The sequence below is a fragment of the Enterobacter sp. 50793107 genome, assembly GCF_001463365.1.
GTDB classification, from domain to species: domain Bacteria; phylum Pseudomonadota; class Gammaproteobacteria; order Enterobacterales; family Enterobacteriaceae; genus Enterobacter; species Enterobacter cloacae.
In genome coordinates, this window is sequence record NZ_LNII01000079.1 from 35927 (window position 1) to 57886 (window position 21960).

General features: G+C 57.3%; 21 protein-coding genes and 1 riboswitch. Of the genes, 12 read left to right on the forward strand and 9 right to left on the reverse strand.

The genetic code is table 11. The annotated features are described in order from the left end of the window. Positions 1-33 precede the first annotated feature (33 nt). Genes APU11_RS12090 through APU11_RS12100 form a run of 3 tightly spaced genes read left to right on the forward strand, consistent with a single transcriptional unit; the run spans position 34 to position 4047 of the window. Positions 34-2529 (forward strand): fimbria/pilus outer membrane usher protein, encoded by a 2496-nt coding sequence (locus APU11_RS12090; protein ID WP_058650926.1) that lies wholly within the window; start codon positions 34-36, stop codon positions 2527-2529. A 23-nt stretch (positions 2530-2552) separates the two neighbouring features. Next, the gene (locus tag APU11_RS12095) at positions 2553-3536 is read left to right on the forward strand and encodes a fimbrial protein (protein ID WP_072200411.1); all 984 of its coding nucleotides are present in this window, start codon (positions 2553-2555) and stop codon (positions 3534-3536) included. Between the two features lie 10 nt (positions 3537-3546). Beyond that, positions 3547-4047, forward strand: a complete 501-nt coding sequence (locus APU11_RS12100; protein ID WP_058650923.1) for a fimbrial protein — start codon at positions 3547-3549, stop codon at positions 4045-4047. Here APU11_RS12100 and dinG read toward each other — a convergent pair. Both dinG and rhlE read right to left on the reverse strand, forming a co-directional pair. After that, positions 4034-6211, reverse strand: a complete 2178-nt coding sequence (dinG, locus tag APU11_RS12105; RefSeq protein ID WP_020684989.1) for an ATP-dependent DNA helicase DinG — start codon at positions 6209-6211, stop codon at positions 4034-4036. The genes APU11_RS12100 and dinG overlap by 14 nt on opposite strands. 97 nt (positions 6212-6308) lie before the next feature. After that, positions 6309-7661, reverse strand: coding sequence for an ATP-dependent RNA helicase RhlE (rhlE, locus tag APU11_RS12110; RefSeq protein ID WP_058650924.1), 1353 nt, complete (start codon positions 7659-7661; stop codon positions 6309-6311). A 205-nt stretch (positions 7662-7866) separates the two neighbouring features. Here rhlE and cecR point away from each other — a divergent pair, with 205 nt between their 5' ends. From cecR to APU11_RS12135, 5 genes are read left to right on the forward strand one after another with little or no spacing between them, the layout of a single operon-like run. Further along, on the forward strand, positions 7867-8544 hold the full coding sequence (gene cecR, locus APU11_RS12115) for a transcriptional regulator CecR (protein WP_013097480.1): 678 nt from the start codon (positions 7867-7869) through the stop codon (positions 8542-8544). Continuing rightward, positions 8541-9536: a secretion protein HlyD gene (gene hlyD / locus APU11_RS12120; protein ID WP_013097481.1), complete on the forward strand. Its 996-nt coding sequence runs from the start codon at positions 8541-8543 to the stop codon at positions 9534-9536. The genes cecR and hlyD overlap by 4 nt, the downstream gene beginning before the upstream one ends. Continuing rightward, positions 9529-11268, forward strand: coding sequence for an ATP-binding cassette domain-containing protein (locus tag APU11_RS12125; RefSeq protein WP_013097482.1), 1740 nt, complete (start codon positions 9529-9531; stop codon positions 11266-11268). The genes hlyD and APU11_RS12125 overlap by 8 nt, the downstream gene beginning before the upstream one ends. Continuing rightward, on the forward strand, positions 11258-12391 hold the full coding sequence (locus APU11_RS12130; protein ID WP_038418946.1) for an ABC transporter permease: 1134 nt from the start codon (positions 11258-11260) through the stop codon (positions 12389-12391). Before APU11_RS12125 ends, APU11_RS12130 begins: the two co-directional genes overlap by 11 nt. A 9-nt stretch (positions 12392-12400) precedes the next feature. Continuing rightward, positions 12401-13507 carry an ABC transporter permease gene (locus tag APU11_RS12135; protein WP_014831156.1) on the forward strand — a complete coding sequence of 369 codons (1107 nt, stop codon included), beginning with the start codon at positions 12401-12403 and terminating at the stop codon, positions 13505-13507. Here the strand turns inward: APU11_RS12135 and APU11_RS12140 are convergent. Next, the gene (locus APU11_RS12140) at positions 13469-13879 is read right to left on the reverse strand and encodes a YbhQ family protein (RefSeq protein ID WP_014831155.1); all 411 of its coding nucleotides are present in this window, start codon (positions 13877-13879) and stop codon (positions 13469-13471) included. The genes APU11_RS12135 and APU11_RS12140 overlap by 39 nt on opposite strands. A 133-nt stretch (positions 13880-14012) precedes the next feature. On the opposite strand from APU11_RS12140, the gene APU11_RS12145 reads away from it, so the two are divergent. Genes APU11_RS12145 through APU11_RS12155 form a run of 3 tightly spaced genes read left to right on the forward strand, consistent with a single transcriptional unit; the run spans position 14013 to position 16971 of the window. Continuing rightward, on the forward strand, positions 14013-14774 hold the full coding sequence (locus APU11_RS12145; RefSeq protein WP_013097486.1) for an endonuclease/exonuclease/phosphatase family protein: 762 nt from the start codon (positions 14013-14015) through the stop codon (positions 14772-14774). Next, positions 14771-16009, forward strand: a complete 1239-nt coding sequence (gene clsB, locus APU11_RS12150; RefSeq protein WP_038418944.1) for a cardiolipin synthase ClsB — start codon at positions 14771-14773, stop codon at positions 16007-16009. The genes APU11_RS12145 and clsB overlap by 4 nt, the downstream gene beginning before the upstream one ends. Continuing rightward, complete coding sequence (locus APU11_RS12155) at positions 16009-16971, forward strand: YbhN family protein (protein WP_013097488.1); 963 nt, start codon at positions 16009-16011, stop codon at positions 16969-16971. The genes clsB and APU11_RS12155 overlap by 1 nt, the downstream gene beginning before the upstream one ends. An 82-nt stretch (positions 16972-17053) precedes the next feature. Here the strand turns inward: APU11_RS12155 and APU11_RS12160 are convergent, their stop codons facing one another. From APU11_RS12160 to moaA, 6 genes are all read right to left on the reverse strand, one after another. Further along, positions 17054-17761, reverse strand: a complete 708-nt coding sequence (locus APU11_RS12160) for a Bax inhibitor-1/YccA family protein (RefSeq protein ID WP_014831151.1) — start codon at positions 17759-17761, stop codon at positions 17054-17056. A 58-nt stretch (positions 17762-17819) separates the two neighbouring features. Then, positions 17820-18272 carry a molybdopterin synthase catalytic subunit MoaE gene (gene moaE / locus APU11_RS12165; protein WP_013097490.1) on the reverse strand — a complete coding sequence of 151 codons (453 nt, stop codon included), beginning with the start codon at positions 18270-18272 and terminating at the stop codon, positions 17820-17822. A 1-nt stretch (position 18273) separates the two neighbouring features. Beyond that, the gene (gene moaD, locus APU11_RS12170; RefSeq protein ID WP_038984997.1) at positions 18274-18519 is read right to left on the reverse strand and encodes a molybdopterin synthase sulfur carrier subunit; all 246 of its coding nucleotides are present in this window, start codon (positions 18517-18519) and stop codon (positions 18274-18276) included. Continuing rightward, positions 18512-18997: a cyclic pyranopterin monophosphate synthase MoaC gene (moaC, locus tag APU11_RS12175; protein WP_013097492.1), complete on the reverse strand. Its 486-nt coding sequence runs from the start codon at positions 18995-18997 to the stop codon at positions 18512-18514. The genes moaD and moaC overlap by 8 nt, the downstream gene beginning before the upstream one ends. Before the next feature lie 3 nt (positions 18998-19000). After that, positions 19001-19513: a molybdenum cofactor biosynthesis protein B gene (gene moaB / locus APU11_RS12180; protein WP_013097493.1), complete on the reverse strand. Its 513-nt coding sequence runs from the start codon at positions 19511-19513 to the stop codon at positions 19001-19003. A gap of 24 nt (positions 19514-19537) precedes the next feature. Next, positions 19538-20527, reverse strand: coding sequence for a GTP 3',8-cyclase MoaA (gene moaA / locus APU11_RS12185; protein ID WP_013097494.1), 990 nt, complete (start codon positions 20525-20527; stop codon positions 19538-19540). Next, positions 20515-20649: riboswitch (molybdenum cofactor riboswitch) on the reverse strand. It overlaps the preceding gene by 13 nt. A 226-nt stretch (positions 20650-20875) precedes the next feature. On the opposite strand from moaA, the gene yvcK reads away from it, so the two are divergent. Continuing rightward, positions 20876-21784, forward strand: coding sequence for a uridine diphosphate-N-acetylglucosamine-binding protein YvcK (yvcK, locus tag APU11_RS12190; protein WP_058650925.1), 909 nt, complete (start codon positions 20876-20878; stop codon positions 21782-21784). The last annotated feature ends 176 nt before the right edge of the window (positions 21785-21960 follow it).

A 21960-nucleotide genomic window follows, 5' to 3' on the forward strand; every position in this document is an offset into this window, starting at 1 on the left:
TCCACCGAACCACCCAAACAGCACGGACGCTCAATGCTTATTGCATTGGGCTGCACGCTGTTGGGTGTGTGTGTGCAAAAAGTGCTGGCCGATGATTATTTCAACCCGGCGCTACTGGATATTGATAACCCAGGCCAGGGTAAAACCGACCTCAGTATTTATGAGATTGGTCCCGGTCAGGCTCCCGGTAAATATCACGTTGACGTTTACGTCAACAATAATAAAGTGGCAAGCAAAGAGATTGAGTTCACGCTGAAGAAAGACGCCAGTGGTAAATCAACCCTGCAGCCGTGTCTTAGCGCCGCCCAGCTAAAAAGCTTCGGTATTAATATCGAAAAATTCGGGCAGGACGATAAGGCGCAGTGTATTGACCTGAGCGTGATCCCCTCCGCCAGCGCAACGTTTCATGTTAATCCGCAGCAGTTGCTGTTAAGCATTCCCCAGACCGCAATTACTCAGGTGCCGCGTGATTACGTCGACCCGCAGGAATATGACGAGGGAATTAACGCCCTGCTGCTCAATTACAGCTTCACCGCCGGGAACAACCGCGGCAAAGGTGAGAACGGTAGCGATCAGCGCAGCGAGTTTCTTAACCTGCGTCCGGGTCTTAACCTCGGGGCGTGGCGTTTTCGTAACTACTCCACCTGGAGCAAAACCAGCGGTGACGGTGACGCAGAGAGCCAGTTTTCTTCGGTCTATACCTACGCCCAGCGCGATATTATCGCCCTTGGCGGGAACGTCACATTCGGCCAAAGCTCTTCCCCTTCCGACGTGTTTGACAGCATCTCTTACACCGGGGCGCAGATCGCCTCGGATGACGACATGCTCCCGGACAGCATGAAGGGCTTTGCGCCGGTGATCCGCGGTACGGCGCACAGTAACGCCCAGGTTATCGTTCGCCAGAATGGTTACGTCATTTACCAGAACTATGTCGCTCCCGGCGCGTTCGAGATCAACGATCTCTACCCCACCGGCGGAAGCGGCGATTTGAACGTCACCGTAAAAGAGACGGACGGCAGCGAACAGCATTTTGTGGTGCCTTATGCGTCGGTGCCGGTGTTGCAGCGTGAAGGCCGCTTTAAATACAGCCTCACCGCGGGGCGCTATCGCAGCTATGACAACGACGTCGAAAAAACCCCGTTTATGCAGGGTACGGCAATCTACGGCTTGCCTTACGGCTTTACGGTCTACGGCGGCGTGCAGGCAAGCCAGTATTACGATGCGCTGGCGCTGGGGGTCGGCAAGAATATCGGCGATCTCGGGGCCTTTTCGGTGGATGTCACCGACGCCAAATCAGAGATGCAGGATCAGGACCCCACTCGCGGGCGCTCCTGGCGCATCCGCTACAGCAAAGATTTCGCCACCACCGGTACCCATTTTTCCATTGCTGGCTATCGCTATAACAGCAAGGGGTTCTACACCCTGCAGGACACGCTGGATTCCCATACCCGTAATGACGACTGGGAAACGCCGGACACGCGCCGCAGCCGCGAGGAGGCGACTGTCGACCAGTCCCTGGGCGGGGCGTTTGGTTCCCTGACGTTAAGCCTGGTCAAAGAGAACTACTGGAATTCAAGCCAGGGGATGACCTCACTGAACCTCGGCTACAACAACTCCTGGCACGGCATCAGCTACGGTCTCAGTTACGGACTGGATAAAAACACGCGTGACAGCGGGGATGACAATAATGAGAAAACCAGCGAGCAGACGATTGCATTTAACGTCTCCGTTCCGCTCGATCGCTGGCTCAGCAACACCTGGGTGAACTACAACCTGAACAGCACGAAGCACGAAACAACCCAAAGCGTGGGTCTGAACGGCACGGCGCTGGCCGGTAATAACCTCAGTTGGGGGGTTCAGCAGGGCCATAGTCAGAGCAGTGGGGACAGCACCAGTCTGAATGCCGATTATAAAGGCACCTACGGCGAAGTGAGCGCCGGGTATTCCCAGGATAACCAGCAACAACAGCTCAATATCGGTCTTCAGGGCAGCATGATCGCCCATGCGCATGGCATCACCCTTGGTCAGCCGATGGGTGAGACCGCTGCGCTGATCGAAGCGCCGGGCGCAGACGACACCAACGTCACCAATCAGACAGGCATTAACACCGATTTTCGCGGCTATGCCATTGTGCCGTACGTTTCGCCATACCGTCACAACACCCTCGCGCTGAACACCGAAACCTTGCCGGAAAATGCCGATATCGACCAGGCCGCAAAAACGGTGACACCAACGCGCGGCGCCATTGTGCGAGCACATTATGAAACGCACGTAGGCAGTCGGGTGTTGATGACACTAAAACACGCGGATGGTCGCCCGATCCCCTTTGGCGCAACGGCATCTCAGGCCCATCAGGACGGTGAATTTATCGTAGGCGACGGCGGGCAGGTGTACCTCACCGGTATGCACGAGACAGGTACGGTTAATGTCAGCTGGGGGAAAACCGCCGACAGCCATTGCAAGGCAACTTATCACCTGCCCACCAAAGCCGACGGCCCTGTTCTTAACGTTACGGCGCAGTGTGTATGACCCTTCCCGAGGAAAAAATGAACATGTGTAGATATGTCTTCGCACTGCTGGTTTTACTCACGAGCGCGTGTCTGGTGCCGCATGCCCAGGCGGCAACCTCCTGTGACAGCGCCGATCTGCCTTATACCCTTGATGCGGGCACGCTTTCTGTTCCCACAACACTCGATATTGGCGGCGTCATCCCGGGTTCGGCAAAGACCCATACCGTTAACGGCAGCTGTACCGGCACGATGACGAATCACACCCTAATTTCCTGCTATTACGGAACGGGAACGGAAGTGCCTGGCATGCCGGGCGTGTACACCACCAATGTTGACGGCATCGGCATTGAGCTTCTGAACAGCAGCGGGCAGATCGTTCGCGGCAAAGGGTACTCATGCGATACAACCGCCACGCCCATTGGGACGGTCAGCAGCGACAGCGGACAAACATTTTCTTTCAGCTACACCCAGCGGTTAATCAAAACGGCATCACATATCGGTAGCGGTACCCTTTCGCTCGCGCAGGATCCCTATGGATTCGGGGTTTATAACTCTGTGGGGATTTCTGGTGCACGTAATACCAGCCACTATTCCGCCACGGTCAGCGAAAGAACGGCGACCTGTTCTATTGATCCGCTAAATCTGACGGTGACCCTCGGCAATTTCCCGGTGTCGCAATTTACCCACGTGGGCAGCTATACCGCCTGGAAGTATTTCAACATCACCGCTACCTGTACCGAAGAGGTCAATCTTACGGCCTCGGTAACCAGCGCAAATGGCATCAACAGCCAGTATGCAGATGTCCTGAACCTGACGCCCGGCAGCGACAGCGCCACGGGCGTGGGGGTGAGAATGCTGCTTGACGGTGTCGATCTTAAATACGACTACCCAATCCCGGTGGGTGGAAGAGCCGAACCAGGCGTTCCGGATGTGATCCCCTTCGCGGTGCAGTATTACCAGACAGATGCCAGCGTCACGGCGGGGAAAGCCAATACGATTGCCACCATCGATCTTGAATACCAGTAACGGAGCGAAGATGAAAACGTTATCCCTTTTGCTCGCTCTGACGAGCCTCTCTGTGGGCGCGACCGACGTGACGCTCAATATCGAAGGGAATATTTACGACACCACCTGCCAGGTAGACAGCGCCAGCCAGAACATGGTGGTGGATCTGGGACAGGCCGTCGCCAGTGATTTTAAGGATATCGGCGACACCGGCCCGTGGAAAAACTTCGATTTAAAGCTCACCAATTGTCCGCCCACGCTGACGGTTGCCACCATCAGCGTTGACGGCCCCCGCGATACGGAACACCCCTTTAAATTCGCCAATAGTGGCACTGCCAAAGGGGTGGCATTAGAGCTGGCCGACCGTCTGGATTACATCGTGCTTGCCCCCGAAGCCCGCTTCAGCGTGGTGATTGACGCCGGTACCCACACCGCCGATTTTCCTATGGCGGCACGCTATTACGCTACCGCCCTGCCTGTGACGGCGGGTACCTTCAACAGCGTTGTTCAGGCCACCTTTACTTACCAGTAGGACCGCGCCCCTTAGCACGGATGCTTTTCCGACGCCCGGCAGTCTGTTTTGCCGGGCGTTTTTTTATTTCAGGCACCTCCGGCTGTTCTATCGGGAACACCGGCAGGGCATTCAGCAGGCGCTGACCATAGTTTTTGGTGAGCAGACGCTTGTCGTAGATCACCACTTCGCCCCAGCAGCCGTGGCTACGAATCAGACGACCCACCTGCTGAATCAGGTTAAACGACGCCGCCGGGAGACTTTGAACCTCAAACGGATAGCGGTTGAGGCTTTTCAGCCATTCTCCTTCGGTGATCACCACCGGGCTGTCGATGGGCGGGAAGGCAATTTTGTGAATATGCACCTGGGTCAGATAGTCGCCCTTCAGATCCAGACCTTCCGCAAAAGACTGTAACCCCACCAGCACGCTGCGCTCGCCGTTATCGATGCGCTGGCGGTGGAGCTCTACCAGCCGGTAGCGCGGCTGATCGCCCTGCACCAGCAGCAGTAAACGCAGATCGGTAACATGTTCCAGAAAGCGCTGCATGGCGCGTCCACTGGCAAACAGCACCAGCATGCCGGGGTATTTTTTACTCTCCAGCTGTTCGCGGAAATAGGCGGCCATTTCGGCAATATGCTGCTCTTCGTTATCGATAAGCGGCTCGTAGCGCATGCGCGGGATCACCAGCTTGCCCTGCTCGCAGTGGTTAAACGGCGAGTCCAGCGCCACGAAACGGTCCCCCGCTTTTTCCTTCAGGCCGCTCATCTCCTGCAGCCGCGAGAAGCTGTTCAGGGAACGCAAGGTCGCTGACGTTACCACCACGTGCGGCACGCTGCGCCAGATCAGCTTTTCCAGCTGATCGGCCACGCGGATGCCCACGCAGTGGAAAAAGAGGTGTACCTGCCCGTCTCTCACTTCGCGGGTGGCCCATTTGGTGACCGGCGCGCCGGACGCCTGCGCCATTGAGGCCAGCCGCCAGAGTTTGCTTTGCGCTTCAAACATGCCCAGCGCACGATTCATTTGCAGAAGAATACGGTGCAAACGCACCACGTCATGGGTGCCGGTCTTTTCACTGAGATCGTTTAAGAACATCTCTGCCAGGCCGCGCAGCTTTTCCAGATGCTTCGCCAGCTGCTGGCAAATCTCCATCACCTCGTCCGGCAGCTCCCCCATGGCAAAACGGTGCTCTGCCTCCTGAGTCGCCGGGAGATACAGATTCAGAATGTTGTTCAGGGATGCGATAAGGCCGTAGACCTCGTCACAGTGTTCGCTCAGACGCTCGGGCACCGCCAGCGGCGGCGTGGTTTTGGGACGGAACTGCTCCATGCAGGTGGCCACCAGCTTGCAGAACAGATCGAGCTGCAGGCGGAACCACGGGGCCGTGATTTCAGCACTCATCTCCAGCGCATCCCGGGCTACGTCAGGCAAATGGTGGCCTTCATCAAGCACCAGCAGCAGGTTTTTCGGCTCCGGCAGCACCGCCTCGCTCTCCAGCGCCGCCATCACCAGCGCATGATTGGCGACCACCACTTCCGCTTCCTGGATCTCCCGCCGGGCGACAAAAAACGGGCACTCGCGGTAGTAGTGACAGTTACGGTTGAGGCAGCTGGCTTTATCGGTGCTGAGCCTGCGCCATAAATCATCGCCGATGGCCTGGCTGGTGTGATCGCGCAAACCGTCCCACCTGTAGCTGTCGAGATCGGCTTTCAGCTTCGCGCACTGTTCCTGCTCCGCCTTGTTGTTTGGCGTCAGTTCGTCATCAAGAAACGCCAGCAGATCCTGCTGGGTGGGCTCACTGCTGGCGAGCGCCGCCAGGTTACGCGGGCAGACATAACGTCCGCGGCCAAAGGCGGCGGTAAAACGCAGCTCAGGGATAATTTTGCGCAGCAGCGGCAGGTCTTTGCTGAAGATCTGATCCTGTAGCGCCACGTTAGCGGTGCTGACCACCAGCGTCTTTTGTTCTTCCCGTGCAATAGCGATGCCCGGGATTAAATAAGAGAGGGTTTTACCGACCCCGGTTGGCGCTTCAATCGCCAGATGTCGCCCGTCATCACCGGCGAGCGTTTTTGCCACATCGGCAATCATCTGCCGCTGTGGTGCCCGGGGGATAAAGTCGGGGATCTGCTGCTGGAGTGCCTTATACCAGGCACCAATCTGCGCTTTCAGCGCCGCGGTTAAAGCCATCGGAAAACCTGAAATACTGTATAAACAGCCACTATTGTGGCACTTTATTTTCGTCGCCGCAAAAAGAAAAGCCCGGCTTTACGGCCGGGCTTCCAGATTACTGTGGGTTAACCGGTTTACGCGGACGGCGACGGCGCTGCCCTTCTCCTGCCGGTTTCCCTTCGCCGTCGCGGCGAGGCGGTTTATTGCCCGACTTCGGCGCACCGCCTTCGGCACGGCGTGGCTGCTGCTGACCACGGCCGCCGCCCTGACCGCGTCCACCGCCGCCACGCTGCTGGCGACCATTCTGAATTGGCTCCGCTTTAATGGACGGATCCACTTCGTATCCCGGCGTTTCAATACGCGGGATCTCTTTCTTCAGCAGGCGTTCGATGTCGCGCAGCAGTTTGTGTTCATCCACGCAGACCAGCGAGAGCGCTTCGCCAGTGGCCGCCGCACGACCGGTACGGCCGATACGGTGAACATAGTCTTCCGGCACGTTTGGCAGCTCGTAGTTCACCACGTGCGGCAGCTCTTCAATGTCCAGACCACGGGCAGCGATGTCGGTGGCCACCAGCACGCGGATATCACCGGATTTAAAGTCCGCCAGCGCACGGGTACGCGCCCCCTGGCTCTTGTTACCGTGGATAGCCGCACTGCGAATACCGTCTTTGTTCAGCTGTTCCGCCAGGTGGTTTGCACCGTGCTTGGTACGGGTAAAGACCAGCACCTGCTGCCAGTTACCCTGACCAATCATCTGGGAGAGCAGTTCCCGCTTACGCTTTTTATCAACGAAATGGACGTGCTGGGTCACCTGCTCAGAGGCGGTGTTGCGGCGCGCCACTTCAACTTCCAGCGGGTTATGCAGCAGCTTTTCAGCCAGCGCTTTGATCTCGTCGGAGAAGGTCGCGGAGAACAGCAGGTTCTGACGGCGCGGCGGGAGCTTAGCCAGCACGCGGCGAATATCGTGGATAAAGCCCATGTCGAGCATGCGGTCGGCTTCGTCCAGCACCAGAATTTCGACGTTATCAAGCTTCACGGCGTTCTGATGTTCCAGATCCAGCAGACGGCCCGGCGTTGCCACCAGCACGTCCACGCCGCCGCGCAGTTTCATCATCTGTGGGTTAATGCTCACACCGCCGAAAACCACCAGCGAACGAATGTTGAGATAGCGGCTGTAGTCACGCACGTTCTCGCCAATCTGCGCCGCCAGTTCGCGGGTTGGGGTGAGGATCAGCGCACGAACCGGGCGACGCCCCTTCGCGTGCGGCTGATTTTTTACCAGCAACTCTAACAGTGGCAGGGTAAAGCCTGCGGTTTTACCGGTCCCGGTCTGGGCACTGGCCATCAGGTCACGGCCCTGCAGAACGGCAGGGATCGCCTGCTGCTGGATTGGGGTTGGCTCAACGTAGCCCTGCTCTGCGATCGCGCGCAGAATTTCCGGGTTCAGGCCAAGGGAATCAAAAGACATAAAAACTCCGAACCGCCCCGACCATCACAGGTGTAGTTTTCAGGGAGATATAACAATTAGGAGGACAAAAACCACAATGTCGCGAAGGGGCGGAGTGTAGCAGCTTTTGTGACGTGGCGCATAAAATATCCCTCCACCTTCCCTCGACGATTTCGCTAATCAGGCATAATCTTAATCAATCGATTGATTAATTTTTAATGCCGCTATGAATACAACCCCGACAACCTCTAAAGGCGAACAGGCCAAAAGCCAGCTTATTGCTGCCGCGCTGGCGCAGTTTGGTGAGTATGGCTTACACGCCACCACCCGGGATATCGCGGCGCAGGCCGGGCAAAACATTGCGGCTATCCCCTACTATTTTGGCTCAAAAGAGGATTTATACCTCGCCTGTGCCCAGTGGATCGCCGATTTTATTGGCACGCAGTTTCACCCACACGTGGAGGAAGCCACCGCGCTGCTCAGCCAGCCGTCGCCCGATCGTGACGCTATCCGCCAGCTGATCCTCAACGCCTGCCACAACATGATCCGCCTGCTGACGCACGACGACACGCTGAACCTGAGTCGATTTATCTCCCGTGAACAGCTCTTCCCCACTGCCGCCTACCAGCTGGTGCATGACCAGGTGATTGCCCCGATGCACACGCACCTTACCCGGCTGATCGCGGCCTATACCGGGCAAGACGCCAACGATACCGCTACGATTTTGCATACCCACGCCCTGCTGGGTGAGATTCTGGCCTTCCGTCTGGGGCGAGAAACGATTCTGTTACGCACCGGCTGGACACAATTTGATGAGGATAAAGCCGCGCAGATTAGCCAGGTTATCACCTGTCATCTGGATCTGATCCTGCAAGGCTTAACGCAAAGGAGCCTGAAGTCATGAAAAAACCTGTCGCCATCATTCTGGTGGTTGTTGTTTTGCTTGCCGCAGGCGTCGGTGGCTGGCTGTGGTATCAAAGCCATCAGGATCGCGGCCTGACGCTGTACGGTAACGTTGATATTCGCACCGTGAATATGAGCTTCCGCGTCGGGGGGCGGCTGGCGTCGCTTAACGTGGATGAGGGCGACACCATCAAAACCGGGCAGACGCTGGGGATGCTTGATAAAGCGCCCTACGAGAACGCGTTAATGCAGGCAAAAGCCGGCGTTTCCGTCGCCCAGGCGCAATATGATCTGATGCTGGCCGGTTATCGTGACGAAGAGATTGCCCAGGCTGCTGCCGCAGTCAAACAGGCGCAGGCAGCCTATGACTATGCGCAGAATTTCTATGCCCGCCAGCAGGGGCTGTGGAAAAGCCGCACTATTTCGGCCAACGATCTGGAAAACGCCCGTTCATCACGAGATCAGGCTCAGGCAACGCTGAAATCCGCACAGGACAAACTGAGTCAGTACCACACCGGTAACCGCCCGCAGGATATCGCCCAGGCCAAAGCCAGCCTTGAACAGGCGCAGGCCCAACTGGCCCAGGCGGAACTCGATCTGCATGACACCACGCTGGTGGCACCGTCTGACGGCACGCTGATGACCCGCGCCGTGGAGCCCGGCAGCATGCTCAACGCCGGAAGCACCGTTTTAACCCTGTCGCTCACCCGTCCGGTATGGGTGCGCGCCTACATTGATGAACCAAACCTCGGCCAGATGCAGCCGGGTCGCGAACTGTTGCTCTATACCGACGGCCGTCCCGATAAACCGTATCACGGCAAAGTGGGCTTTGTTTCACCCACCGCTGAGTTCACGCCAAAAACGGTGGAAACGCCGGATCTGCGTACCGACCTGGTGTATCGCCTGCGCATCATCGTCACCGATGCGGACGATGCGCTGCGTCAGGGCATGCCAGTCACCGTAAAAGTGAACAGCGGGGAACGACATGAATGACGCGGTTATCCGGCTCGACAATCTGGTCAAACGCTTCGCGGGCATGGAAAAACCGGCCGTCGCGCCGCTGAACTGCACCATCCAGAAAGGCTATGTAACCGGGCTGGTTGGTCCGGACGGCGCAGGCAAAACCACGTTGATGCGGATGCTGGCAGGCCTGCTTAAGCCCGATGAAGGGGCGGCCAGCGTGCTCGGACTCGATCCGATTAAAGATGACGGTGCACTCCACGCCATGCTCGGCTATATGCCGCAGAAGTTTGGTCTCTATGAAGACCTGACGGTGATGGAGAACCTTAATCTGTACGCCGATCTGCGCAGCGTGACCGGTGAAACCCGTCAGCAGACTTTCGCCCGTCTGCTGTCCTTCACCTCCCTCGGTCCCTTCACCGATCGTCTGGCGGGCAAGCTCTCCGGCGGGATGAAGCAAAAGCTGGGGCTGGCCTGTACGCTGGTCGGCGAGCCGAAAGTGCTGCTGCTGGATGAGCCCGGCGTGGGCGTGGACCCCATTTCACGCCGCGAACTGTGGCAGATGGTGCACGAGCTGGCCGGTGACGGAATGCTGATCCTCTGGAGCACCTCCTATCTGGATGAAGCCGAGCAGTGTCGCGATGTGCTGCTGATGAACGAAGGCGAGCTGCTTTATCAGGGAGAACCGACGAAGCTGACCCAAAGCATGGCCGGACGCAGTTTCCTGATGCACAGCCCGCAGGAGTCGAACCGCAAACTGCTGCAACGGGTGCTGAAGCTGCCCCAGGTCAGCGACGGGATGATTCAGGGCCGTTCGGTGCGCGTGATCCTGACCAAAGAGGCGACCGAAGCGGATATTCGTCACGCGCCGGGCATGCCTGACATTGAGATGGAAGAGACGGCTCCCCGCTTTGAAGACGCGTTTATCGATCTGCTGGGCGGAGCGGGTACTTCGGAATCGCCGCTCGGGGCGATCCTGCACACGGTAGAAGGTACGCCGGGTGAGACGGTGATCGAAGCCAAATCCCTGACCAAAAAATTCGGTGATTTCGCCGCCACCGATAACGTCAATTTCGCGGTGAAGCGCGGTGAAATTTTTGGCCTGCTCGGGCCAAACGGCGCGGGGAAATCCACCACCTTTAAGATGATGTGTGGCCTGCTGGTGCCTACGTCCGGCAAAGCGCTGGTACTGGATATGGATTTGAAAGTCAGCTCCGGCAAGGCGCGCCAGCATCTGGGGTATATGGCGCAGAAGTTCTCGCTGTACGGCAACCTGACGGTCGAGCAGAACCTGCGCTTTTTCTCCGGCGTTTACGGCCTGCGAGGGCGCGCCCAGGACGAGAAAATCCACCGGATGAGCGAGGCGTTTGGCCTGACAGCTATCGCTTCCCACGCCACGGATGAGCTGCCCCTGGGATTCAAACAGCGGCTGGCGCTGGCCTGCTCGCTGATGCACGAGCCCGATATTCTGTTTCTGGATGAACCCACGTCAGGTGTTGATCCCCTCACCCGCCGCGAGTTCTGGCTACACATCAACAGCATGGTGGAGAAAGGGGTGACGGTGATGGTAACCACCCACTTTATGGACGAGGCGGAGTATTGCGACCGTATCGGGCTGGTCTATCGCGGCAAGCTGATTGCCCACGGCACGCCGGATGACCTGAAAGCCCAGGCCGCAGACGACGAGGTGCCGGACCCGACCATGGAGCAGGCGTTTATCACCCTCATCCACGACTGGGATAAGGAGAATGCCGATGCGCAATAAGGCGATTTCCTGGCGCCGGGTGCGCGCGCTGTGCATCAAAGAGACGCGTCAGATCGTGCGTGACCCCAGCAGTTGGCTGATTGCGGTGGTTATCCCGCTTCTGCTGCTGTTTATCTTCGGCTATGGGATCAACCTCGACTCCAGCAAGCTGCGGGTCGGGATATTACTGGAGCAGCAGAGCGAAGAGGCGCTGGATTTCACCCACGCCATGACCGGCTCGCCCTACATTGACGCCACCATCAGCGACAACCGGCAAGCGCTTATTCAGAAGATGCAGGCCGGGAAAATCCGCGGTCTGGTGGTGATCCCGGTCGATTTTGCCGCCAACATGGCGCGGGCAGATACCGCTGCGCCGATCCAGGTGATCACTGACGGCAGCGAGCCGAATACCGCCAACTTTGTCCAGGGCTACGTAGAGGGGATCTGGCAGCTCTGGCAGATGCAGCGCGCCGAAGACCGGGGCGAAACGTTCGAACCGCTGATCGACGTACAGATGCGCTACTGGTTTAACCCTGCCGCCATCAGCCAGCATTTTATTATCCCGGGTGCGGTCACCATCATTATGACGGTGATTGGCGCAATCCTGACCTCGCTGGTGATTGCCCGCGAGTGGGAGCGCGGCACCATGGAGGCGCTGCTTTCAACCGAAGTGACGCGCCTTGAGCTGCTGCTGTGTAAGCTTATCCCCTACTACTTCCTCGGCATGCTGGCGATGCTGCTCTGTATGCTGGTCTCGGTGTTTATCCTCGGGGTGCCATACCGCGGCTCGCTGGTGCTGCTCTTTTTCATCACCAGCCTGTTCCTGCTGAGCACGTTGGGCATGGGGCTGCTCATCTCCACCGTCACCCGCAACCAGTTTAACGCCGCGCAGGTGGCGCTGAACGCCGCCTTTTTACCGTCGATTATGCTGTCTGGGTTTATCTTCCAGATAGACAGCATGCCCGCGGTGATCCGCGCCGTGACCTACATTATTCCGGCGCGCTATTTCGTCAGCACGCTGCAAAGCCTGTTCCTGGCGGGGAATATTCCGGTAGTGCTGATTATCAATACCCTGTTTTTGCTGGCGTCGGCGGCGATGTTTATTGGGCTGACGTGGATGAAAACCAAACGGCGTCTGGATTAAGGAGCGAACATGTTTCACCGTTTATGGACGTTAATACGCAAAGAGCTGCAATCGCTGCTGCGCGAGCCGCAAACCCGCGCCATTCTGGTGTTGCCGGTGCTCATCCAGGTGTTTCTGTTCCCTTTTGCCGCCACGCTTGAGGTGACCAACGCCACCATCGCGATTTACAACGAAGACAACGGTAAACATTCCGTCGAGCTGACCCAGCGCTTTGCCCGGGCGAAGGCTTTTACCCATATCCTGCTGCTGAAAAGTCCACAGGCGATCCAGCCCACCATCGATACCCAGAAAGCGCTGCTGCTGGTGCGTTTTCCGGCTGATTTTTCCCGCAATCTGGACACCTTCCAGCCCGCGCCCATGCAGTTGATCCTCGACGGGCGTAACTCCAACAGCGCGCAGATTGCCGCGAATTATCTGCAACAGGTGGTGAAGGATTATCAGCAGGAGTTGATGGAGGGGAAACCGAAGCCCAACAACAGCGAGCTGGTGGTACGTAACTGGTACAACCCAAACCTGGACTACAAATGGTTTGTGGTGCCGTCGCTGATCGCCATGATCACCACCATTGGGGTGATGATCGTCACCTCCCTGTCCGTCGCCCGCGAACGCGAGCAAGGTACGCTCGATCAGCTGCTGGTCTCCCCGCTGGCGACCTGGCAAATCTTCGTCGGTAAAGCGGTTCCCGCCCTGATTGTTGCCACGTTCCAGGCCACCATCGTGCTGGGCGTGGGGATCTGGGCCTACCAGATCCCGTTCGCCGGGTCGCTGGCGCTGTTCTACTTCACGATGGTGATCTACGGGCTGTCGCTGGTCGGGTTTGGCCTGCTGATTTCCGCGCTCTGCTCCACGCAGCAGCAGGCGTTTATTGGCGTGTTTGTCTTTATGATGCCGGCCATCCTGCTCTCCGGGTATGTTTCGCCGGTTGAGAATATGCCGGTGTGGTTACAGGATCTGACGTGGATAAACCCGATTCGTCACTTTACGGATATCACCAAGCAAATTTATCTGAAGGATGCGAGTCTGGATATTATCTGGGGAAGTTTGTGGCCGCTACTGGTCATAGCGGCCACGACGGGGTCAGTGGCGTACGCGATGTTTAGACGCAACATTGCGTAGCTTTTTCTCTTTGGCCAGCAAAGAGACCACCGCAGGCCCTGCAAGAATGGCCAGACCGGCCAGCGCCAGCAGCAGGTTGTTTTGCAGCACGCGGGACAGCAGCCACAGCACAATCATTGCGGCACCAAAGTACCAGGTGGTGGTGAGCTCTTCGAGCACATCACCCACCTCGCGCCAGCGCGCTTCATGATGGCGCTGCAGGAACAACATCGACAGCACGGTGACGCCATAGAGGACGCATAGTCCTAAGCCAACACGCACCAGCGTGCCGCTCATCCAGCCCATCACCAGTACGGCCACGACCAGTAAATGCAACATTATCTGCCAGCAACTTAGACCCGTTGCGACACGAACACGTTGTTGCCACTTCATGGCTTCTCTCCTGAAGGATTTTTCTCTGCTTAATCAGACTACCGCACTTTACGGAAAATTCCGTAACACCGCATCTTTTTGTGACGACGACTACACTTTATTTTCATTGGGATAGTCACTCAGGAAGGAGCTTATGACCAAAAAAATGCAGCATTTCTCGCTTAAAGTGCTGACGATAAACATTCATAAAGGCTTCACAGCATTTAATCGCCGCTTCATTTTACCGGAGCTGCGCGACGCGGTTCGCACCGTCAGCGCGGACATTGTCTGCCTGCAGGAAGTGATGGGCGCGCACGAGGTCCATCCGATGCACTTCGAAAACTGGCCCGACACGCCCCACTACGAATTTCTGGCCGACACCATGTGGAGTGATTACGCTTACGGCCGCAATGCGGTCTATCCTGAAGGGCATCACGGAAATGCGGTGTTGTCGCGTTATCCCATTGAACATTACGAGAACCGGGACGTCTCCGTCGGCGAAAGCGAAAAGCGTGGGCTGCTGTATTGCCGTATCGCCCCGCCGGATCTCGATTTTCCGGTGCACGTTGGCTGTGTGCATCTCGGTCTGCGGGAAGCGCATCGCCAGGCACAGCTGCAGATGCTGGCCGAGTGGACTAATGCCCTGCCCGAAGGAGAGCCGGTGGTCATTGCCGGGGATTTTAACGACTGGCGGCAGCGGGCTAACCACCCTCTGAAGGTGGAGGCCGGGCTGGAGGAGATTTTCACCCGCGCGCACGGCAGACCTGCGCGCACGTTTCCGGTGCGCTTCCCGTTGCTGAGGCTTGACCGCATTTATGTGAAAAACGCCCATGCCAGCAGCCCGACCGCGCTGGCGTTGCTTAACTGGCGCCACCTTTCCGACCATGCCCCGCTGAGCGCGGAGATCCACTTATGAAATGTACCTGGCAGGAAGGCAACCGGATCACGCTGCTGGTCAACGGGGACGAATATTACCCCGCCGTTTTTGATGCGATAGACCGCGCGCAGCATAAAGTGATCCTCGAGACCTTTATCTGGTTTGAAGATGATGTGGGCAAACAGTTGCACAGCGTGCTGCTGCGCGCCGCCCAGCGCGGCGTCAAAATTGAAGCGCTGCTGGATGGCTATGGCTCGCCCGATCTTAGCGATGCGTTCGTGAATGAGCTCACTGCCGCAGGCGTTGTGTTCCGCTACTACGATCCCGGCCCTCGCCTGTTCGGCATGCGTACCAATCTCTTTCGCCGGATGCACCGCAAAATCGTCGTCATTGATGAGACGGTGGCGTTTGTCGGTGGCATTAACTACTCCGCCGAGCATATGTCTGACTACGGCCCGGAGGCCAAGCAGGATTACGCCATCCGCATCGAAGGGCCTGTGGTTCAGGACATTTTGCTGTTTGAACTGGAAAACTTACCCGGCAAAGAGGCCGCCCGACGCTGGTGGAAGCGCCGCCATCGTCCGGAAGAGAACCGGAAGCCCGGCGAAGCGCAGGCGTTGTTCGTCTGGCGGGATAACGGCGAGCACCGGGACGATATTGAGCGCCACTACCTGAAAATGCTGGCGAATGCCAAACGCGAAGTGATCATCGCCAACGCCTATTTCTTCCCGGGCTACCGGCTGCTGCACGCCATGCGCAGTGCTGCCCGACGCGGCGTCCGCGTGAAGCTGATTGTACAGGGCGAGCCGGATATGCCCATCGTCAAAGTCGGCGCGCGGCTGCTCTATAACTACCTGCTCAAAGGCGGAGTGCAAATCTACGAATACCGTCGCCGACCGCTGCACGGCAAAGTCGCGCTGATGGACGATCACTGGGCGACCGTCGGCTCCAGTAACCTCGATCCGCTGAGCCTGTCACTCAACCTGGAAGCGAACCTGATCATTCACGATCGCCAGTTTAACCAGACCCTGCGGGATAACCTGCAGGGGCTGATCGTCAACGACTGCGTGCGCGTGGACGAGTCCATGGTGCCAAAACGCACCTGGTGGAATCTGGGGATCAGCGTAGTGGTGTTCCACTTCCTGCGCCATTTCCCGGCGATGGTGGGCTGGCTGCCGGCGCATACCCCAAAACTTGCGCTGGTGGATCCGCCTGTTCAACCCGAAATGGAAACCCAGGACCGCATTGAGGCGGAAGATGGAGGGAAAACCTGATGTCTAAATCGCATCCACGCTGGCGAATGGCGAAAAAGATCCTGACCTGGCTGTTTTTTATTGCCGTTGCGGTGCTGCTGGTGGTTTACGCGCAAAAGGTGGACTGGGAAGAGGTGTGGAAAGTCATCCGCAACTACAACCGGATGGTGCTGCTGGGAGCGGTTGGGCTGGTGATTGTGAGCTATCTGATGTACGGCTGCTATGACCTGCTGGGTCGCGCCTACTGCGGCCACAAGCTGGCAAAACGCCAGGTCATGCTGGTGTCGTTTATCTGCTACGCCTTTAACCTGACGCTCAGCACCTGGGTCGGGGGGATTGGCATGCGCTATCGCCTGTACTCGCGCCTGGGACTGCCCGGTGGGACTATCACGCGTATATTTTCGCTGAGCATCACTACCAACTGGCTGGGTTATATTCTGCTGGGTGGGGTGATCTTTACCATCGGCGTGGTGCAGTTGCCCGCACACTGGTATATCGATGAAGCCACGCTGCGGATTTTGGGTTTCGCGCTCCTGCTCATTATCGCCCTGTATCTCTGGGCCTGCGCCTTTGCCAGACGCCGCCATATGACCATCAAAGGGCAAAAGCTGGTTTTACCCTCATGGAAATTTGCCGTGCTGCAGATGGCGGTCTCCAGCGCCAACTGGATGGCGATGGGGGCAATTATCTGGCTGCTCATTGGCGAAGATGTGAATTATTTCTTCGTGCTGGGGGTGCTGCTGGTGAGCAGTATTGCCGGGGTGATCGTACATATTCCGGCCGGGATTGGGGTGCTGGAAGCGGTATTTATCGCCCTGCTTGCCGGAGAACATGTTTCTCATGGGACGATTATCGCCGCCCTGCTCGCCTACCGCATGCTCTATTACTTCCTGCCGCTGGCGCTGGCAACGGTCTGTTATCTGGTGCTTGAGAGCCGGGCGAAAAAGCTGAGAGCGAAGAACGAGAAGGCGATGGCAAAATAGGCGCAGCGGTCTGATGCCCTCACCCCGGCCCTCTCCCACAGGGAGAGGGAGAAAACCGCACCGTTAGGGTGAGGGGCTGTACTTAACGACGGTTGCCGAAAATACGCAGCAGCATCAGGAACAGGTTGATGAAGTCCAGATACAGCGTCAGGGCACCCAGAATCGAGTATTTCCGCAGGTTGGAACTGTCACGCACGTCAATCTGCTCACCGATATTTTTCAGCTTCTGGGTGTCGTAGGCGGTTAAGCCAACGAAAATCACCACCCCGATATAGGTCACCGCCCACATCAGCGCGTCGCTCTTCAGCCACAGGTTCACCAGCGACGCCAGCACAATCCCGATCAGCCCCATGAACAGCATGTTGCCAAGACCGCTGAGGTCACGTTTGGTGGTGTAACCGTACAGGCTCATCACACCAAACATCCCGCCGGTGACCACAAAGGTGCTGGCGATGGAGGAGTAGGTATAGACGATGAAAATGCTGGAAAGCGTCAGCCCCGTCAGTGCCGAATAGAGCATAAACAGGGTGGTCGCCATCCCGGCACTCAGCTTCTGTACCAGACCGGAGAGCACAAACACCAGTGCCAGTTGCGCAATGATCAGCCCAAAGAAGGTGATTTTGCTGGAAAAGATAAACATCATCAGTTCAGGGGTATTGGCCGCATACCACGCGATAAATGCGGTAAGCAGTAAGCCCACCGTCATCCAGCCATAAACCTGAGCCATATACGTCTGCAGGCCACTACGGGTCTGCTGTACTATCGAATCGGAACGCGGAAATCGGTCCATGATTCACTCCTGATTAAGTAGACACACACGTTAAGACTAACACATCCACATAAACCTGTTACCAACGGCTGGCGGCCTGTTTGTCGCTGTCGCGCGATTCAACCCACCGCTCCCCCTCCGGCGTCGCTTCACGTTTCCAGAACGGGGCTTTGGTTTTCAGGTAATCCATGATGAACTCCCCGGCGGCAAACGCGCTGCCGCGATGGGCGCTGGTCACCCCCACGAAAACGATCTCCTCGCCCGGCCACATCTCACCGATGCGGTGGATAACCGTCACACGCCCGAGCGGCCAGCGGCCTCGCGCCTCTTCGACGATCGCAGCCAGAGATTTCTCGGTCATGCCCGGATAGTGTTCCAGCGTCAGCGCTTTTACGCTGTCGCCAAGGTTATGGTTACGCACTTTACCGGTGAAGGTCACAACAGCACCGTCTTCATCGCGCTCTGCCAGCCAGTGATATTCCGTACCGACGTTAAAGCGCTCAGGGCTAACCAGAATTCGCGTATCAGCCATCTTAACCCCCCGTCACCGGTGGGAAGAAGGCCACTTCATCACCTGCCTCCAGCGGATGGGTAAACTCCACCAGCGTCTGGTTGACGGCGGCCAGCAGCTTCCCTTCATCCAGCGCCAGCGCCCAACGGTCGCTTTGCGCCGCCAGATGCGCACGCAGTGCGGCAACGTCTTTAAACGTCGCTTCCAGCGTCAGGCTGTCGGTATTCACCAGTTCACGCACCTGGGCAAAAAAGAGCACCTTAATCATGGCTGTCCACCTTAAAATCACCGGATTTGCCGCCGCTTTTCGCCAGCAGACGAACCGGGCCAATCACCATATCTTTCTGCACCGCTTTGCACATATCGTAGATAGTCAGCGCGGCAACGGACGCCGCCGTCAGCGCTTCCATCTCCACGCCCGTTTTACCGGTTAAACGACACAGCGATTCGATGCGCACGCGGTTGTGCTCTGGCTGGGCCTGAAGATTGACCTCCACCTTGCTGAGCATCAGCGGGTGGCAGAGCGGAATTAAGTCCCAGGTGCGTTTCGCCGCCTGGATCCCGGCGATGCGGGCAGTGGCAAAGACATCACCCTTATGGTGGCTGCCGTCGATAATCATCGCCAGGGTGTCTGGCAGCATGGTAACGAACGCTTCGGCACGCGCCTCGCGGACCGTTTCGGCCTTGGCGGAGACGTCCACCATATGCGCTTCGCCAGCGGCGTTAATGTGGGTCAGTTGCGACATAGCTTATTTCTTTAAATGAGGATGAAAATTACACGGACGGGTACGGGCATCCAGCTGCGGGGCGATAATGTTGTCCCACGCGGTGCGGCAGGCTTTGGTCGAGCCCGGCATGGCGAATATCAGTGTGTTGTTCGCCATGCCCGCCACCGCACGTGACTGCAGCGTCGAGGTACCAATCTCTTCAAACGACAGCATGCGAAACACTTCGCCGAAGCCTTCTACCTCGCGGTCGAACAGCGGGATAAGCGCCTCTGGCGCCTGGTCGCCTGCGGTAAAACCGGTGCCGCCGGTGATCAACACCACCTGCACTTCATCGCTGGCAATCCACTGGGAGACCTGTGCGCGTATGGCATAGCGGTTCTCTTTGACGATCGCTTTATCGACGATCTTATGCCCGGCGTCATGGGCGGCTTCGCGCAGCCAGTGGCCGGAGGTGTCATCCTCTTCGCCACGACGGTCGGAAACGGTAAGGATGGCAATACGTGTCGGGATAAATTCCGCGCTGACCTGACTCATCTTCTGGTTCCTTCTTAAGCCTGATTACCCGCCAATGTATGACAGGTTCTGAGTAATGCCGGTGTTGCCCTGATGCAGGAAGTGGGTCTGTTTTTTATGCGTCAGCGCCTCAGAAATACGCGCTTCCAACGCGGTCTGTTGCGCATCGTCTTCCAGCAGATCGCGAAGGTTAACGCCGCCATCCCCGAACAGACAGAGATGCAGTTTGCCCACCGAGGAGACGCGCAGGCGGTTACAGCTGGCGCAGAAATCTTTCTCGTAAGGCATGATAAGCCCAATCTCCCCTTCGTAATCCGGGTGACAAAAGACCTGCGCCGGGCCGTCGCTGCGCTGGCGGATCTGGTGGATCCAGCCGCGTTTAAGCAGCTCATCGCGCAACACCATGCCGGAGATGTGATGGCGGCGGAACAGCTCGCTGCCCTCGCCCGTCTCCATGAGTTCAATAAACCGCAGTTGAATGGGGCGGGATTTGATCCACGCCAGGAAGGTATCCAGCTGATGATGGTTTACATCACGCATCAGTACGGTGTTGACTTTGACCTTATCGAACCCGGCGGTAAACGCGGCATCAATACCGTCCATCACCTGCTGGAATTTATCCTGCCCGGTAATGGCATGAAACTGACGGGCATCCAGGCTGTCCACGCTGACGTTAATGGCCGTTAAGCCCGCATCACGCCAGGTTGCGACATCGCGCGCCATGCGGTAGCCATTGGTGGTCACCGCAATCTGACGGATGCGTTCGTTTTCACGCACGGCGGCAATAATGTCGGGGAAGTCACGGCGCAGCGAAGGTTCTCCGCCGGTCAGACGCACTTTTTCCGTGCCGAGTGCCGAGAACGCGCGCGTAACGCGGCGAACTTCATCCACGGAGAGAAAGCCGTTATTGGTGACGCTGCCCGGTTTGTAGCCGTCGGGCAGACAGTAGGTGCAACGGAAGTTGCACACATCGGTAATCGACAGACGTAAGTAGTAAAACTTACGCGCGAAAGCATCAGTAAGTTGTGAAGCCATGTACACCTTTCCAGATACGGGAGGCACAGTCATTTCTTTCTGTACCCTGGTGGCATAGTTGCCACGGCCAGGGCGCCATATCTTTCGACACAGGCACCAGGGCTAGAGTGTATGTTTTCAAATTTGAAAACGTGGTTATGGCGATAGTAGCGCGTAAATCACCCTTTCGCCATTACCGCTTAACGCTATATAAACATGTATATAGCGACCTGATCGTGCATTTTCGTTACAGAATACGCCAAAACAGCAGATTCGCATTGATATACGTCATTTTGCCCTGGCTGAGGCATCGTCTTTTAGGGGTAGTTAGGTTACTGTTACGCAGATCGAACGTGATAAGGAATAGGTATGCGCAATCGCACTTTTGCGGATCTTGACCGGGTGGTGGCACTGGGTGGAGGCCATGGTCTGGGCCGGGTGATGTCCTCTTTGTCATCCCTTGGCTCAAGACTGACAGGGATAGTAACAACAACGGATAACGGCGGATCGACGGGGCGGATCCGACGCGCAGAAGGCGGCATTGCCTGGGGCGATATGCGTAACTGCCTGAACCAGTTAATTACCGAACCGAGCGTCGCCTCGGCGATGTTTGAGTACCGTTTTGGCGGTAACGGGGAACTTTCCGGGCATAACCTTGGAAATTTGATGCTTAAAGCGCTGGATCACCTGAGCGTGCGCCCGCTGGAAGCGATCAATCTCATCCGCAATCTGCTCAAAGTGGATGCGTTCCTGATCCCGATGTCTGAACAACCGGTCGATTTGATGGCTATCGACGTGGAAGGTCATGAAGTGTACGGCGAAGTGAATATTGATCAGCTTACGCTGCCGCCGAAAGAGCTGATGACTTACCCGGCCGTTCCTGCCACGCGCGAAGCAGTTGAGGCCATCGCCGAGGCGGATTTGATCCTGATTGGCCCGGGCAGTTTTTACACCAGCCTGATGCCGATTTTACTGGTGAAAGAGCTGGCACAGGCCCTGCGCAGAACGCCCGCCCCGATGGTGTACATCGGTAATTTAGGCCGCGAATTGAGTCCGGCTGCGGCCAGCCTGTCGCTGGCGGATAAACTGGAGCTGATGGAGCAGTACGTCGGTAAAAAAATCATCGATGGTGTCGTGGTCGGGCCGAAAGTGGATGTGTCGGGCATTGGCGATCGCGTGGTGGTGCAGGAGCCGCTGGAGGCCAGCGATATCAAATACCGTCATGACCGTCACTTGTTGCGTGAAGCGCTGGAGAAGGCGATTCAGGAGTTGGGTTAGGCTCGTTTTGTGCGGCCTGATGCCCTCATCCTGGCCCTCTCCCACAGGGCTGAGGGTTCCCCAGAAAAATGAAAAGCACGATGAAGTGTGATCTACTGGTTGCGCTAACAAATCAGAAGAGACCTCATCGTGCCTTTACAGACAGTCTGCCAGAAATTTTTCTCCGCGTCTTTACC

Bases quoted from the DNA above. Each gene is read 5' to 3' on its own strand.
- moaC (WP_013097492.1), bottom strand. From the start codon at position 18,997: ATGTCGCAACTGACCCACATTAACGCCGCTGGCGAAGCGCATATGGTG.
- APU11_RS12140 (WP_014831155.1), bottom strand. From the start codon at position 13,879: ATGAAGTGGCAACAACGTGTTCGTGTCGCAACGGGTCTAAGTTGCTGG.
- APU11_RS12155 (WP_013097488.1), top strand. From the start codon at position 16,009: ATGTCTAAATCGCATCCACGCTGGCGAATGGCGAAAAAGATCCTGACC.
- APU11_RS12135 (WP_014831156.1), top strand. From the start codon at position 12,401: ATGTTTCACCGTTTATGGACGTTAATACGCAAAGAGCTGCAATCGCTG.
- moaD (WP_038984997.1), bottom strand. From the start codon at position 18,519: ATGATTAAGGTGCTCTTTTTTGCCCAGGTGCGTGAACTGGTGAATACC.
- APU11_RS12125 (WP_013097482.1), top strand. From the start codon at position 9,529: ATGAATGACGCGGTTATCCGGCTCGACAATCTGGTCAAACGCTTCGCG.
- rhlE (WP_058650924.1), bottom strand. From the start codon at position 7,661: ATGTCTTTTGATTCCCTTGGCCTGAACCCGGAAATTCTGCGCGCGATC.
- moaA (WP_013097494.1), bottom strand. From the start codon at position 20,527: ATGGCTTCACAACTTACTGATGCTTTCGCGCGTAAGTTTTACTACTTA.
- APU11_RS12090 (WP_058650926.1), top strand. From the start codon at position 34: ATGCTTATTGCATTGGGCTGCACGCTGTTGGGTGTGTGTGTGCAAAAA.
- APU11_RS12145 (WP_013097486.1), top strand. From the start codon at position 14,013: ATGACCAAAAAAATGCAGCATTTCTCGCTTAAAGTGCTGACGATAAAC.
- APU11_RS12095 (WP_072200411.1), top strand. From the start codon at position 2,553: ATGTGTAGATATGTCTTCGCACTGCTGGTTTTACTCACGAGCGCGTGT.
- cecR (WP_013097480.1), top strand. From the start codon at position 7,867: ATGAATACAACCCCGACAACCTCTAAAGGCGAACAGGCCAAAAGCCAG.
- dinG (WP_020684989.1), bottom strand. From the start codon at position 6,211: ATGGCTTTAACCGCGGCGCTGAAAGCGCAGATTGGTGCCTGGTATAAG.
- hlyD (WP_013097481.1), top strand. From the start codon at position 8,541: ATGAAAAAACCTGTCGCCATCATTCTGGTGGTTGTTGTTTTGCTTGCC.
- moaB (WP_013097493.1), bottom strand. From the start codon at position 19,513: ATGAGTCAGGTCAGCGCGGAATTTATCCCGACACGTATTGCCATCCTT.
- APU11_RS12100 (WP_058650923.1), top strand. From the start codon at position 3,547: ATGAAAACGTTATCCCTTTTGCTCGCTCTGACGAGCCTCTCTGTGGGC.
- APU11_RS12130 (WP_038418946.1), top strand. From the start codon at position 11,258: ATGCGCAATAAGGCGATTTCCTGGCGCCGGGTGCGCGCGCTGTGCATC.
- yvcK (WP_058650925.1), top strand. From the start codon at position 20,876: ATGCGCAATCGCACTTTTGCGGATCTTGACCGGGTGGTGGCACTGGGT.
- moaE (WP_013097490.1), bottom strand. From the start codon at position 18,272: ATGGCTGATACGCGAATTCTGGTTAGCCCTGAGCGCTTTAACGTCGGT.
- APU11_RS12160 (WP_014831151.1), bottom strand. From the start codon at position 17,761: ATGGACCGATTTCCGCGTTCCGATTCGATAGTACAGCAGACCCGTAGT.
- clsB (WP_038418944.1), top strand. From the start codon at position 14,771: ATGAAATGTACCTGGCAGGAAGGCAACCGGATCACGCTGCTGGTCAAC.